Source organism: Stutzerimonas stutzeri KOS6, assembly GCF_000307775.2.
GTDB lineage: Bacteria > Pseudomonadota > Gammaproteobacteria > Pseudomonadales > Pseudomonadaceae > Stutzerimonas > Stutzerimonas stutzeri_B.
In genome coordinates, this window is record NZ_KK020676.1 from 2500378 (window position 1) to 2514558 (window position 14181).

At 62.1% G+C, this 14181-nt stretch carries 9 protein-coding genes; 2 read left to right on the plus strand and 7 right to left on the minus strand.

Annotated features, from left to right (window positions below):
• Positions 1–25: 25 nt before the first annotated feature.
• The 6 genes from B597_RS39495 to moaA form a co-directional block, all read right to left on the minus strand.
• A complete protein-coding gene (locus tag B597_RS39495; RefSeq protein WP_024162337.1) occupies positions 26–376 on the minus strand; it encodes a flagellar protein FlaG in 351 nt (116 codons plus the stop codon).
• 58 nt (positions 377–434) lie between these two features.
• Entirely contained in the window at positions 435–3026 is a 2592-nt protein-coding gene (locus tag B597_RS47940) for a flagellin N-terminal helical domain-containing protein (RefSeq protein WP_003294808.1), read from the minus strand.
• Positions 3027–3437: 411 nt separating this feature from the next.
• Entirely contained in the window at positions 3438–5813 is a 2376-nt protein-coding gene (ligA, locus tag B597_RS39500; RefSeq protein WP_003294809.1) for an NAD-dependent DNA ligase LigA, read from the minus strand.
• Between the two features lie 417 nt (positions 5814–6230).
• The gene (gene zipA / locus B597_RS39505) at positions 6231–7064 is read right to left on the minus strand and encodes a cell division protein ZipA (protein ID WP_003294811.1); all 834 of its coding nucleotides are present in this window, start codon (positions 7062–7064) and stop codon (positions 6231–6233) included.
• Between the two features lie 177 nt (positions 7065–7241).
• Positions 7242–10730, minus strand: coding sequence for a chromosome segregation protein SMC (smc, locus tag B597_RS39510; protein ID WP_024162338.1), 3489 nt, complete (start codon positions 10728–10730; stop codon positions 7242–7244).
• 200 nt (positions 10731–10930) lie between these two features.
• The gene (gene moaA / locus B597_RS39515) at positions 10931–11926 is read right to left on the minus strand and encodes a GTP 3',8-cyclase MoaA (RefSeq protein ID WP_024162339.1); all 996 of its coding nucleotides are present in this window, start codon (positions 11924–11926) and stop codon (positions 10931–10933) included.
• Between the two features lie 189 nt (positions 11927–12115).
• On the opposite strand from moaA, the gene B597_RS39520 reads away from it, so the two are divergent.
• Together B597_RS39520 and B597_RS39525 are read left to right on the plus strand one after the other, a co-directional pair.
• Complete coding sequence (locus B597_RS39520; RefSeq protein ID WP_003294812.1) at positions 12116–12967, plus strand: ion transporter; 852 nt, start codon at positions 12116–12118, stop codon at positions 12965–12967.
• Between the two features lie 133 nt (positions 12968–13100).
• Positions 13101–13514: a CopD family protein gene (locus tag B597_RS39525; RefSeq protein ID WP_003294814.1), complete on the plus strand. Its 414-nt coding sequence runs from the start codon at positions 13101–13103 to the stop codon at positions 13512–13514.
• A gap of 99 nt (positions 13515–13613) precedes the next feature.
• Here B597_RS39525 and B597_RS39530 read toward each other — a convergent pair whose 3' ends face one another.
• Positions 13614–14090, minus strand: coding sequence for a DUF2231 domain-containing protein (locus B597_RS39530; protein ID WP_024162340.1), 477 nt, complete (start codon positions 14088–14090; stop codon positions 13614–13616).
• Positions 14091–14181 lie beyond the last annotated feature (91 nt).

Below are 14181 nucleotides of genomic sequence, written 5' to 3' on the forward strand. Positions count from 1 at the left end.
CTTGTACCAATCAAGAAACGTGCCGCTATGCCTTCGCCTCGAACAACAGGCTTCGCATTTCATCCAGTCGCTCAGCCAGGCGCAGGATATCCTCTGAAGGAATCTGCCGCACCACCTTTCCGGAGTCGCCATCCACCACCCGCACGACCACCTGACCGGTGGAGTCGTCCACACTGAAGTCCAGGTTGCGTTGCAGGCTCTGCACCTGCGTGCGGATACGCTTTACTGCCTCGCCAACATCCTCCGCCCGCTCGACACTGGCAGATTCAGCCGCCTCGCCGAACGACGAAAGCCCAGCGTCCCTGAGGAGGCTGGGCGTAGGTCTGCTCGTCGAGGGGGGTGCAGAAGGGTTAACCGCTACTCTTGCGATGTCCATACTCACCTCTCAAGGAATCGATGGGGCGGCTGAACCGCCCCATCGGACCGCGCTCCGGTTACTGCAGCAGGCTGAGTACGGCCTGCGGCAGCTGCTTGGCCTGGGCCAGGATCGCGGTGCCGGCCTGCTGCAGAATCTGGTTCTTGCTCAGGGTGGCGGTTTCCGCGGCGAAATCCGTGTCCAGGATACGACCACGGGCGGCCGATACGTTCTCCGTGATGTTCTGCAGGTTGGAGATGGTGTTGTCGAAGCGGTTCTGCACCGCACCGAGCTTGGCGCGCTCACTATCAACCTGCTTCATGGCCTCGTCGAGCACTTGGATGGCCATCTGCGAGCCCTCGGTGCTGCTGATGTCGAGCTTGCTCAGGCTGGCCTCCTGCGATACGGCGGCGTTGCTGCCTGCAGTCAGGCCCAGCGCTGCAAGGCCAGTGCCGGCTGCGCCGTCCGCGACCTCGAACCCCTCCTTGGAAGTGAGGCTCAGCGTGCCGTCATCGTTCTTGCTGGCGGTAACGCCGGTGCTCGAGCCGTTGATGGTGGTCACGATGCTGTCCATGTCATCGCCGGCCTTGAACTTGACCTCGGTGCCATTGAGGGTGATCGATGTATCGGCGGCCAGCTTGGACTCGGTGGTACCGCTAGACAGGCCCAGCTTGGCCAGCGAACCGGCTGACGCGTCCTCCAGCTTGATGTCCTTGCCGTCGGCCGATTGCAGCGCGATACGACCATCCTTGACTTCAGCGGTGACGTTGGTCTTGTCGGTGCTCTTGTTGATGGAGTCGACGATCTCGTTCAGGTTGCTGCCGTCATTGAAGGTCAGCGACTCGCCGTTCAGCTTGATCGATGCACTGCCGGCGATGGTGCCGCTGTTTTGAGCTCCGGCGATGGTGCCGCTGTTTTGAGCTGCCGGACCCGCAACCTTCACAGCGCCGCCGTTGTAGTCGGTGGTAGCTAGGCCAAGCACGGTCAGACCCGCAGCTCCTTCGGCAGTAGTTCCCGCGCCCTTGATAGTGAAGCCTTCCTGGGAGGAGAGCTTAATAGTGGTACCGCCCGTTTGCTCCTCAGCGGTGACCCCTGCGCCCAGATCGTTAATTTTCCTGACGATTGTGTCTACAGTGTCACCAGTGGCGAAGGATAGTTCCTTCCCGTTGATGGACACTTTGCCGTCAGCAATCGTACCAAGTGTAAATAGCTTTTCAGCGTTACCAGTAGCAACTTGTGTGGTGCCTTTCTCGACGCCCAGTGCATCCAGCGCGCTGACGGTGCCGTCGATGGCGATGTTGTTGCTGGAGGTCAGCTCCAGTATGCCGCCAGTTTCGGTAGCAGTAATGCCTAGCCCAGCATCGTTGATCCGCGCTGCCACGGTAGCGGCGTTATCGCCATCCAACAAAGCAATTTCGGTGTTGTTAAGTTTGAAAGAAGTGTTGGAAGTAGGCGCAACGAATGCTTGCGAGCCAACCACTTTGGCCTGACCGAGATCGGCAGCGGCATATGTAGCAGCCGTCAGACCCACATCACCGTTTGCGGTGCCCGCACCAATCGTTATGTCGCCTTTAGCCTCTAGCTTCAGCTTGCCTTCTTCGATACTGGCAGTAACGCCGGAAGTCGCCGAAGCATCATTGAGTCGAGTAACTACATCCTCCAACTCATCGCCCGCCTGAAGCGTAACTGTGCTTGATGCATAGCCAGCAGCGTTAAGAATGATAGTTTCGCCGTCTGCAATCCCGGTAGCGTTGAAGTCGCCCGCCACCACACTGGCCCGTCCGGAAACGGCAACCGCCAAGCTATTGGTTTCATTCTCGAACCCAATGGCAGTGCCACCGGTAACCTCGAAGCTCTCGTTTGAGGTCAGAACGATCTTGCCGTCTTGCTTGCTGGCGGTAACGCCGGTTTTGTCGAAGGAGTTGTTGATCAGTGCGACCGTATCATCAATATCGAGAGCAGTGGGGTCACCATCCAACGCAATGTCAACGCCATTGATATTAACCGAAGTATCGATCGAGATATCAGTGAACACCTTTCCGGTGGAGCTCACCGGTTCACCCGTTGCACCAGCGGTCGTGGTACCGATCTTCGAACCCGTGACCGTAGCGCTCATGCCCTCGGCATCGAGGCCCTGAGTCGAGGCAGCGCTGAAGCTGCCCTTCAGGCCGGTGGAACTCATATCGCCCAGGCTGAAAGAAATGGTTTCGTTGGCGTTGGAGCCCACCTGGAAGGCGGTGCTGCCGAGCGAGCCGTCGAGCAGGTTCTTGCCGCCGAAGCTGGTAGCCTTGGCGATACGGGTAAGTTCGCCCGAAAGGGTGCTGAACTCCTGCTGCAGCGACTGGCGGTCCTGATCGCTGTTCGAGCCGTTCGACGATTGCAGTGCCAGGTCGCGCATGCGTTGCATGATGCTGGTGGACTGCTGCAGCGCGCCTTCGGCCGTCTGCGCCATGGAGATACCGTCGTTGGCGTTGCGCACTGCGACGCCCAGACCGTTGATCTGGCTGGTCATCCGGTTGGAGATCTGCAGGCCGGCGGCATCGTCCTTGGCGCTATTGATACGACTACCGGAAGACAGACGTTCCATCGAGGTGGTCAGCGCGTTAGACGACTGATTCAGGTTGCGCTGGGTATTCAGCGAAGCAATGTTGGTACCGACAGTAAGAGCCATGATGAGCCTCCAGGGGCGCTGGTTACTTGGGTTGCCTGAGCGTGCGACTCCGGGCCGGCTGGTGCCCAGGCACCCTTTGAGTTCGCATTCGAAGAGCTTATCGGCGTCGTTTGGGTTGGCTTTAGGGCAGGTTCGAACTTTTTCGTGAGCCCGGCACCGCTCCAACGCTACGCCAGCGCATCCAACTACGGACTTGCTTGACAAGCTTTTCGGGCGATGCGCGTAAAACTTTAGGGCGGTGGCAGAGCGGTGACGGAGGGACAATCGTTAGATGCTGTTAAGTGCTTGCAAGCATTTTCGCGGCCAAGGCCGCGCCCACAGGGCTAATGAAACATTGTAGGAGCGGGCCATGCCCGCGAAGCTCCTGCGTGGTCAGTGTTCGCGAGCATGGCTCGCTCCTACCTTGCCCAGCTACCACCTAACCCCTTCCAGCTTCGCCAACCGCTCAAGAAACGCTGCCTCATCCAGAACTGTAAGGCCAAGCTCGTTGGCCTTCGTCAGCTTCGAGCCGGCACCTGGCCCCGCCACGACACAGGAGGTCTTCGCCGAAACGGAACCCGCGACCTTGGCGCCCAGGGCTTCCAGGCGGGCTTTGCCCTCGTCGCGGCTCATTGCTTCGAGCGTGCCGGTCAGTACCCAGGTCTGTCCGGCAAGGGGCAAGCCTTCTGCCAGCTTTTTCTCGCTTTCCCAGTGCATACCAAACTCGCGCAACTGCGCTTCGATAGCGCGGGCGCGCTCGGCGTTTTCAGGTTTGTCGAAGTAGTCGCGCAGCGAGCGTGCGGCCTTTTCGGTAAGGCGTTCGACCTGGCGCAGGTCGAGCCAGTCGGCGGCGATGATCGCTTCCAGGCTGCCGAAGCGATCGGCCAGGCGCTGTGCGCCAGTGCTGGCGATGAAGGGAATGTTCAGTTTGTCGAGCAGGCCGGCCAGGGTCGCGCAGGCGGCAAATTCAGGATGGACGTCGCTCTCCCCCTGCGGCTGGACGCCGCGTTCGCGCAGCAGCGTGATGACCGTGCGGTTGTGCTCGTCCTCGAAGAAACTATGGATCTCGTGCGCCACCTCGAGCCCCACATCGGGCAGGTAGACGAGTACATCAGGCAGCGCACGGCCAATACGATCCAGGGAGCCCAGTGCCCGCGCCAGCAATTTGGCGGTTTCCTCACCCACATCAGGGATGCCCAGCGCATAGACGAAACGCGCCAGGGTCGGCTTGCGGCTGGCGTCGATGGCGTTGAGCAGATTGCGTGTGGAAAGCTCGGCGAAGCCTTCCAATTCGATGACTTGCTCTTGGGTGAGGCAATAGAGGTCCGCCGGAGACTTGACCAGTCCCCTGTCAACCAGCTGCTCGACGATCTTGTCGCCGAGGCCATCGATATCCATCGCGCGGCGCGAGACGAAGTGGATGATCGCCTGCTTGAGCTGTGCCTGGCAGGCCAGACGGCCAACGCAGCGGTAGATCGAACCTTCGCTGACCGACTCGCGCCCCTTGCTGCGCTTGATCAGCTGGGTGCGCTCGACTGCAGACCCACAGACCGGGCATTGCTCGGGCACATGCACCACGCGCGCGTCAGCCGGACGGCGTTCAGCTATCACCCCAAGTATCTGCGGAATCACATCGCCGGCACGGCGCACGATGACTGTATCGCCGATCATCACGCCCAGCCGCGCCACTTCGTCCATGTTGTGCAAGGTGGCGTTGGAAACCGTGACACCCGCAACCTGTACCGGCTTCAGACGAGCGACGGGCGTGATGGCGCCGGTACGGCCGACCTGAAACTCGACGTCCAGTAGCTCGGTGATCTCTTCCCGCGCCGGAAACTTGTGTGCGATGGCCCAGCGCGGCTCCCGCGCCCGGAAGCCCAACTCGCGTTGCTGCGCGACCGAGTTCACCTTGAACACTACGCCGTCTATCTCATACGGGAGGGCATCACGCTTCTCGCCGACGGCGTCGTAGTAAGCCCGGCATTCGGCGACCCCTTTGGCCAATTTCAGCTCACGGCTGATAGGAAGCCCCCAGCTTTTCAGCGCTTCGAGAATGCCGATGTGCGTACCGGGCAACTCGCCATCGTTGCGCCCTACGCCGTAGGCACAGAGCTCGAGCGGACGACTGGCTGTGATCTTCGAATCCAGCTGGCGCAGGCTACCGGCCGCGGCATTGCGTGGATTGGCGAAGGGCTTGCCACCGTTTTCCAGCTGCCGCGCATTGAGCGCCTCGAAGCCGGCCTTGGGCATATAGATCTCGCCACGCACCTCGAGCACCGCTGGCCAGCCGGTGCCATGCAGCTTGAGCGGGATGTTGCGCACGGTGCGCACGTTGGCGCTGATGTCCTCGCCGGTGCTGCCGTCGCCACGGGTGGCGCCGCGGACCAGGTGGCCGTTCTCGTAGAGCAGGCTGACGGCCAGGCCGTCTAGCTTGGGTTCGCAGCTGTACTCGACCACCGCACCATCACCGAACAGGTCGCCTGCCGGGAGATCCAGCCCTTCGCGCACACGCCGGTCGAAATCGAGCAGGTCCTGCTCCTCGAACGCATTGCCCAGGCTGAGCATCGGCACTTCATGGCGCACCTGGCCGAACGCCGCAAGCGCCGCACCGCCGACCCGTTGGGTCGGCGACTCCGGTGTCACCAGTTCCGGGTGTTCGGTTTCGAGCGCCCTGAGTTCGTTGAACAGGCGGTCGTACTCGGCATCGGGCACGCTGGGCTCGTCGAGAACGTAGTAGCGATAGTTGTGCGCGTCGATTTCGCTGCGCAGTTCGGCAATGCGCTCGGCAGCGGTTTGGGCGGAAGGCATATGACGGAGCCGTGGCAGTGGCAGTGCTGATTCAGACCGTATCAGCGCGCCTTGGTTGATATGAAGGCGCAGGATTCTAGCCGAATGCGAAGCTGAAGGCAGGTCTGCGGCATTGGACGGAGTTCGGACTATGCGAACTGCGTAACGGGACGCCTGCTTTGAATGATAGGAATGCCGGTTCTAGTGGCTGAACTGCTGAATGATAGGAGTGCTGGTGGGCTGAAGCCCACCCTACGGAATACCCCGAACACGGCGTGCCGGCGGGCTGAAGCCCACCCTACGGAATACCCCGAACACGGCGTGCCGGCGGGCTGAAGTCCTCCCCGCGGCATTTGCGGAGCGAGGCGGCAGGCAAGCGAAAGCGAGTTTGCCCCCGCCAAACGCAACACCGGGCGTGAGGGCCGGTGTGGTGAGTTATCAGCGTTGCTTGATGGTCATCTGCCGGCGTTCGTATTCGACGATACGCTGGCGGTAGTGCTCGATGGTCTGGGCGGTCAGCACGCTGCGCTGGTCGTCCTTCAGTTCGCCGTTGAGTTCCTGGGACAGCTTGCGCGCGGCGGCGACCATGACGTCGAACGCCTGCTTCGGATGGCGCGGGCCGGGCAAGCCGAGGAAGAAACTCACCGCCGGGGTGGTGAAGTGATCGATATCGTCCAGATCGAAAGTGCCTGGCTTGACCGCGTTGGCCATGGAGAACAGCACCTCGCCATTGCCGGCCATGCTTTCGTGGCGGTGGAAGATATCCATCTCGCCGAAACGCAGGCCGCTTTCCAGGATGTTCTGCAACAGCGCCGGACCGCGGAAACCGTGTGGGTCGCGGGAGATGACGTTGATGACCAGCACCTCCTCGACAGGCGCCTGCTCCTTGGCTGGCTGCCCCTCGGTGTCCTCAGCGTCGCCAACCACAGGGTCGAGCAAGGTCGGGACCGGTTCGCCGGCATTGAGCTCCAGGTCGCCCTGATACGGCTCGCTCTGGCGACGTTTCTTGCCGAAGTCACGAGTGGACTCGCGAGCGTTCATGGGTGGCATGTCACCCTCGTCCAGCGAGGGCTCGTGATTGCGATTGACCACGCGTGCAGGCCCGAGAAGCTCGTTTTCTTCATCGGCGTCGGGAAGATTGGATAGATTGCGGTCGAGCTTGAACTTCAACTTGCCTTTGCCGCCTCGCATGCGCCGCCAGCCGTCGAACAGAATCCCGGCAATGACCATGATGCCGATGACGATCAGCCACTCGCGCAGACCGATATCCATTAATACATTGACCTCTGAATCCGATGATAAAGACGCAACGAGTGGTCACCTGGACCCCTTCAGCGCATCGAAAAAATTGTGTTCTAAGCTAGCACGACGAACGGTAGATTTCACCGTACGGGACTTGTCTTTTTATTCACTTCCTTTGTCAGAAAGGGTCAACCGCATACTTGATCCTCAGGCTTGCGCCAGTTCCACGGCCTGTTCCACATCGACCGTAACCAGGCGAGAACACCCCGGCTCGTGCATGGTCACGCCCATCAGCTGATCGGCCATTTCCATGGCAATCTTGTTGTGCGTGATATAGATGAATTGCACGGTCGAAGACATCTCTTTCACCAGTCGCGCATAACGACCGACGTTGGCGTCGTCCAGTGGCGCATCGACTTCGTCGAGCATGCAGAACGGCGCAGGATTGAGCTGGAAGATGGCGAATACCAGCGCCAGCGCGGTAAGCGCTTTCTCGCCTCCGGAAAGCAGATGAATGGTGCTGTTCTTCTTTCCCGGCGGGCGAGCCATGATCGCCACTCCGGTATCGAGTAAATCTTCCCCGGTAAGTTCCAGATAAGCATTACCGCCACCGAAAACTTTGGGGAACAGAGCCTGCAAGCCACTGTTGATCTGGTCGAAGGTTTCCTTGAAGCGGTTGCGGGTTTCCCGGTCGATTTTGCGGATGACATTCTCCAGCGTCTCCAGTGCCTCGACCAGATCATCGTTCTGCGCATCGAGATAACGCTTACGCTCCGACTGCTGCCGATACTCGTCGATTGCCGCCAGATTGATCGGCCCGAGACGCTGGATACGTTGGGCCAGGCGCTCCAGCTCCGCTTCCCAGTCCTGCTCGCTCGCCTCGACCGGCAGCGTCGCGAGCACACCGTGCAGATCGTAGCCATCCTCGTGCAATTGGTCCTGCAGCGCCTTGCGCCTGATGCTCAGCCCCTGCCAATCCAACCGCTGTTGTTCCAGCTGACCACGCAGCAACTGTGCCTGCTGCTCGGCCTGGGCCCGCCGCTTCTCCGCGTCACGCAATTGGCGATCGGCATCCTCCAGCGCCAGGCGCGCATGCTTGAGTTCGTCCTCGACACCCATGCGCTGCTCGAGCAACTCCTCGAGCTTCATACGCAGCTCTTCCAGCGGCGCCTCGCCCTCCTCCAGATTCAGCGTGAGCTGCTCACGGCGCTCGATGGCACGTTCGAACTGCTGCTCCAGGCGCTCCAACGCCTGCCGCGTCGAGTCGTGCTGCGCCTGGAGCGAACCGACCCGCAGCGCTAGCTGATGCGCATGATCCTTGTGCTGGCGCGCTTCCTGACGGATACGGTCCAGTCGTTCGCGAATGCCGTCGCGGCTCGCCAGCAGGGCTTCGCGCTGATCGGTGTCCTGAGCCATGGCATCCAGCGCCTGCTCAAGCTGCAGACGCGCTTCGCCCAGTTGCTCGGTTTCGACCTCGCGCTGCTCGAACAGCTCGGCGAACTCCTCGTCCATACGCTGGCGGCGCAGCGCCAACTGCTCCAGACGGGCCTGGCGGGCGGATAGTTGTGCTTTGAGATCACTGTGGCTGCGCGCCTCGTCCTGCTGGCGACGGCGCTGCTGCTCACGCTCGTCTTCGAGACGGGAATGATCGCTAAGTAGCCCAATGATTCGCTCTTCGACCGCAGCCAGGCTGGCTTCACGTTCGTCGCGCTCGGCCAGAAGACGCTCCAGTTCCTGTCCACGTGCGAGCACGCCGGATTCCGCCTCGCTGGCACGACGCACCCGCAGAAAATGCCGGCCGACCCAAAAGCCATCGCGACTCACCAGGCTTTCGCCCTCGACCAGTCCCGAACGCGCAGCCAGCGCCTGCTCCAGCGAGTCGACCGGCCGCACCCGGCCCAGCCAGGGCGCCAGGTCATGCCCGGACTCGACCAGCTCGAGCAAGCTGCCAGGGCTGCGTATGCCACCCGCCGCGGCGCTGACCAATCGCAGCTCACCCTGCTCGAAGCCATCGAGCCCGAGCGCTGCGAAATCGTCCAGCAGTACCGCCTGCAGGTCGGCACCGAGCACGGTTTCCACCGCCAGTTCCCAGCCCGGCTCGACACGCAGCCCCTCGGCCAGGCGCGGCCGCTGCTCCAGCCCCTGTTCACGGAGCCACTCGGCGATCCCTTTGCCCGGATCCATGGCGGCCTGCTGCAAGGCTTCCAGCGAAGCGATGCGACCGTTGAGGCGCTGCAACTCGCCCTGCGCCTGTTGCTGCGTTCGGGTCGCCTGCTGCAGTTCTTCGCGCAGCTGTTCCAGACGTTCATTGAGCGCTTCGCCCGCCGCCGCCAGCGCTTCGAGGTCGAGTTCGCTGGCGGCAAGCTGCTCGCCGAGCTCGAGAATCGCCGCATCTTCGGGATCGGCAGCCAGCAACGCGCGCTCGTCATCCAGCCGGCGCTGGCGCTCGGCCAGGCGCTCCAGGCTCTGCTCCAGCTGCTGGATACGTGATTGCTGGACCTCCGCAGCGCGGCGTGGCTCGGCGCTGAGCTGGTTGAAGCGTTCCCACTGCTCCTGCCAAGCCAGCATGGCCGTTTCCGCTTCTTCCAGCTGGGCAGCGGACTCTTCGGCGGCCGCACCGGACAACGCCTGCTCGGGCTCGAGCATGGCCAACTCTTCACCCAGCGTGGCCAGCAGGGTGCGATCGTGGCCCAGGTGGGATTCGGTCTCCAGGCGCGCCTGTTCCGCTTCGCGAAGATCGTCCTGCAACTGGCGCAAGCGCTGCTGGCCGTGCTGGATGCTCTGCTCGACGCGGGCGATGTCACCACCGACCGAATAGAAGCGGCCCTGCACCTGGTTGAATCGCTCGGACAGCTCGTGATGACCGTCGCGCAGGCGCTCGATGCTGGCATCGGCATTACGCTGCTCGGCGACCAAGGCCTCGAAGGCAACCTCCTGATCGCCGATGACGTGCTCGCGCTGGCCGACCTGCTCGTTCAATGCCTGCCAGCGCAGCGCCGAAAGCTGCGCCTTGAGCTGGCGCTCCTCGGTCTTGTATTCCTGATACTTCTCCGCCGACTGCGCCTGGCGGTGCAGCCGCTCGAGCTGGCGCTCCAGTTCTTCGCGCAGATCGGTCAGGCGGGCGAGGTTTTCGTGGGTGCGGCGAATCCGATTCTCGGTCTCGCGCCGACGCTCCTTGTACTTGGAGATGCCTGCCGCTTCCTCGATGAAGTTGCGCAGATCCTCAGGCTTGGCCTCGATCAGCTTGGAGATCATGCCCTGCTCGATGATCGAGTAACTGCGAGGCCCCAGGCCCGTACCGAGGAAGATGTCGGTGATATCGCGACGCCGACACTTCACCCCGTTGAGGAAGTAGGTGTTCTGCGAGTCGCGGGTGACGCGGCGGCGAATGGATATCTCGGCAAAGGCGGCGTACTCACCGGTGAGCGTGCCGTCGGCGTTGTCGAAGATCAGCTCGATGCTCGCCTGGGTCACCGGCTTGCGTGTATTGGAGCCGTTGAAGATGACGTCGGTCATCGACTCGCCGCGCAGGTTTTTCGCCGAGCTTTCGCCCATGACCCAGCGCACCGCGTCGATGATGTTGGATTTGCCGCAGCCGTTCGGCCCGACCACTGCCGCCATGTTGCTCGGAAAGCTCACCGTAGTGGGATCGACGAAGGATTTGAAGCCGGCGAGTTTGATGCTTTTCAGTCGCATGCGCCTATCCGTGGCAGTCAGCGTGGGAACGAACAAGCGGGGTCGCCGTGAACATCGGAAATCCTGGCATCGAATGGGTACTGGCAAGAAGCCAGGGAGTTTATCACGCAGCCCGGCTCTGCTCGCAGCGTGGCGGCGCACAGAACCGCAGCCGCGAGGGCAACGGAACTGAAGCAGCGCTCAGCCAGTACGACGGCTCGCTAACCGCCCGTCATGCTCATGAAGCGCACCACCTGGACTTGCTCGTCGGTGCGGAAATGATGCTTCTCCGGCTTGAGCTGCAGGGCCTCCATCAGGGCATTGCGCAATCGCTCGCCGTCACCCGGATGACGGCGCATCAGGCTTTTCAGATCGAGCGCGCCTTCGTGCCCGAGGCATAGCACGAGCTTGCCTTCGGCGGTCACCCGCACACGGTTGCAGCTGCCGCAGAAATTGTTGCTGTGCGGCGAGATGAAGCCGATCTGCGTCTCGCTGCCAGCGACCTGCCAGTAGCGCGACGGCCCCCCCGTGGCATGGCTGCTGCGCACCAGCGCATGACGCGCCTCGATACGTTCGCGCACCTCGTCGCTGGAACAGAAGGTGATCTGCCGTTGATGGCTGGAAACGCTACCCAGCGGCATTTCCTCGATGAAGCTGATGTCGAGGCCTCGTTCGATAGCGAAATCCACCAGGTCGAGGATTTCGTCATCGTTGCGCCCTTTCTGCACCACGCTATTGAGCTTGATGCGAGTGAAACCGGCCCGGCGTGCGGCTTCGATGCCTTCCAATACCTGGCCCAGCTGGTCGCGCCGGGTCAGTTCGGCAAAGCGATCACGCCTGAGCGAGTCAAGACTGATGTTGAGACGCTTGACGCCTGCGTCGCGCAGCGTCGAAGCCAGTACCGGTAGCTGCGAACCGTTGGTAGTGATCGCAAGATCCTCCAGCTCCTCGCGTGCGCCAAGTTGTGCGAGCAGCCCCGCAACCCCCTTGCGCACCAGAGGCTCGCCGCCGGTCACACGGATGCGTTTGACACCGAGGCTGATAAATGCATCGGCTACGGCATAGAGTTCTTCGAGAGTGAGTATCTGCGCGCGCGGCGCGAAGACCATGTCCTCGCTCATGCAATAGGTACAGCGAAAATCGCAGCGGTCGGTTACCGACAACCTCAGGTAGGTGATGCGCCGGCCGAACGGGTCGACCAACTGGGAATCGGGCATTGAACTCTCCAACTGCTGGCTGCGCCTGTGTTCAGATTATGCGCTTAAAGCGGATCAGGCAAAGTGACGTTACCAGCGGCGCGCAGCAAGTGCCACAGCGAGACATGCAGCTGGACGACCGCAATGCTTTAATGAGCCGTTTTGGCAGGCAAGCGGCTCGACCTGCCCCAATGCGAGAGAGCATAGCGAATGGATAACGACTCCCTGGAAGCGATGAGCTGGCGCGAGCGGCTGTACACCATCATCTTTTTTACCAATACCCCGGCCGGCAAGCGCTTCGACACCTGGCTGCTGGTGGTCATCCTGGCCAGCCTGGTGGTGGTGATGTTCGACAGCATCGCCTCGTACAACCAGCGATACGGCCAACTGCTGACCGGCCTGGAATGGGCTTTCACGATTATCTTCGCCGCCGAATACGTGCTGCGCATCTATACGCACCCCGAGCCGCGCAAGTACATCTTCAGCTTCTACGGCGCGGTCGACCTGCTTTCGGTTCTTCCCGCGTTCCTCGCCCTGCTGCTGCCCGACGCGCAGTACCTGCTGGTAGTGCGTGTCATCCGCATGCTACGGATTTTCCGCGTGCTCAAGCTCACACCCTACCTGAGTCAGGCCAACCTCCTTCTGGTCGCCCTGCAAGGCAGCCGACAGAAGATCACTGTCTTTCTGCTCAGCGTCACCACGCTGATTGTCGTCTACGGCACCCTGATGTACGTGATCGAGGGCCCGAGCAATGGTTTTACCAGCATCCCGATCAGCATCTACTGGGCGGTGGTCACCCTGACCACCGTCGGTTTCGGCGATATCGTTCCCCACACCCCGCTGGGCAAGGCCCTGGCGACCATGGTGATGATCACCGGTTACTCGATCATTGCCGTGCCCACCGGCATCTTCACTGCCGAACTGGCCAACGCAGCGCGTCAGGACAGCTTGCGTCATAGCTGCCCGAGTTGCGACAAGCTTACCCACGAAGCCAATGCCGCCTTCTGCAGCCGCTGCGGCAGCCAGCTGTTCGAGCGCCGCGAGCACGACGCAACAGAGTGAGCAAGGCGACGCCTGAACCCGTCTGCCATGCCCTTTCGCAGGGCGGGCCGGCCGCCTCGCCGAACGATCACGAACTGCCCGCAGGCTGGGCTGTCACATCCTCAGATTCGCATCAGGCAGGATGGAGAACGGCATGCCCTTGCTCAAACTGCTGCACTTCGCCGCCCTGCTCTGCTGGTGCGGCTCGCTGCTCTACCTGCCGGCGCTGATCGCCGCAGGCACCAGGCGTAGCGACCAGCTCTTCTACCGCGATCATGCGCACCTTACCCGTATGGTCTTTACCCTCATCAGCACGCCCGCCGCGCTGCTGGCGATCGGTTCCGGCACGGCGCTGTTCCTGCGTGACGGCACCCTGGCCGGCTGGCTGATCATGAAACTCACGATGGTCACGGGCATGGCGCTCTGTCATGCGCTATGCGGCGTTCTCGTCCTGCGCATCGAACGTGAGCCGGAGCGTGGCGTCACATACCAGTGCATCACATTGGGCGTGATGGTGCCCGTGCTGATCGCCATGACCCTGTGGCTGGTACTGGCCAAACCCTTCTGACTCAAGGAATGACCGCCTCGCATGACCGACCCTCAGGCCCGATTCGCTTATCTCCTGCGCCGCCTCGGCAGCCTACTGGTGACCGCGAGGCGCCGGCGCTCACGGCCCCTCGCCCTCGATGTCCACGCCCACCGCATGCTCATAGACCAGGCGGCCACCGAGAAACGCGGCCAACGAGATCAGCACGGCAGTGAGCAACGACAGGTACAGCCCCCACATGGCGTCAATGTCGGCGCGGTCCATCCCCTGATAGCGCAGCAGCCAGTTCAGCGACGCCAGCGAGAGCATCATGACTGCGAGGATTGCATGGCACCAGGCGGTGACCTTGCGCCGGATCTGCTGGACGGTCACCAGATCGATCACGCCGGCGATGCTGGCGACCCAGCCGCCGATCGCCCCCACTCCGGACAGCCACAATCCGGCACGCCACCAGAATTCGTCGAGCGTCCACAGATAGGCAAGGTCCGCCGGGACCAGGCCGATGAGTGCGGCGACCGGGAAATGGATCATCATCGGATGCAGTGGATGGCCGCCAATTGCGGCGTTGCTGTTGATGGACTGGCGGTCTGTGGCCATCCGGCCCTCCCAGGCACTGAAGTGAAACGGGCCGCCCAGCCAACGAGACGAGACGGCAACCCTTTCAAATGGACCACGCTGGCGCTGGCAG

Bases quoted from the DNA above. Each gene is read 5' to 3' on its own strand.
- B597_RS39495 (WP_024162337.1), bottom strand. From the start codon at position 376: ATGGACATCGCAAGAGTAGCGGTTAACCCTTCTGCACCCCCCTCGACG.
- B597_RS47940 (WP_003294808.1), bottom strand. From the start codon at position 3,026: ATGGCTCTTACTGTCGGTACCAACATTGCTTCGCTGAATACCCAGCGC.
- ligA (WP_003294809.1), bottom strand. From the start codon at position 5,813: ATGCCTTCCGCCCAAACCGCTGCCGAGCGCATTGCCGAACTGCGCAGC.
- zipA (WP_003294811.1), bottom strand. From the start codon at position 7,064: ATGGATATCGGTCTGCGCGAGTGGCTGATCGTCATCGGCATCATGGTC.
- smc (WP_024162338.1), bottom strand. From the start codon at position 10,730: ATGCGACTGAAAAGCATCAAACTCGCCGGCTTCAAATCCTTCGTCGAT.
- moaA (WP_024162339.1), bottom strand. From the start codon at position 11,926: ATGCCCGATTCCCAGTTGGTCGACCCGTTCGGCCGGCGCATCACCTAC.
- B597_RS39520 (WP_003294812.1), top strand. From the start codon at position 12,116: ATGGATAACGACTCCCTGGAAGCGATGAGCTGGCGCGAGCGGCTGTAC.
- B597_RS39525 (WP_003294814.1), top strand. From the start codon at position 13,101: ATGCCCTTGCTCAAACTGCTGCACTTCGCCGCCCTGCTCTGCTGGTGC.
- B597_RS39530 (WP_024162340.1), bottom strand. From the start codon at position 14,090: ATGGCCACAGACCGCCAGTCCATCAACAGCAACGCCGCAATTGGCGGC.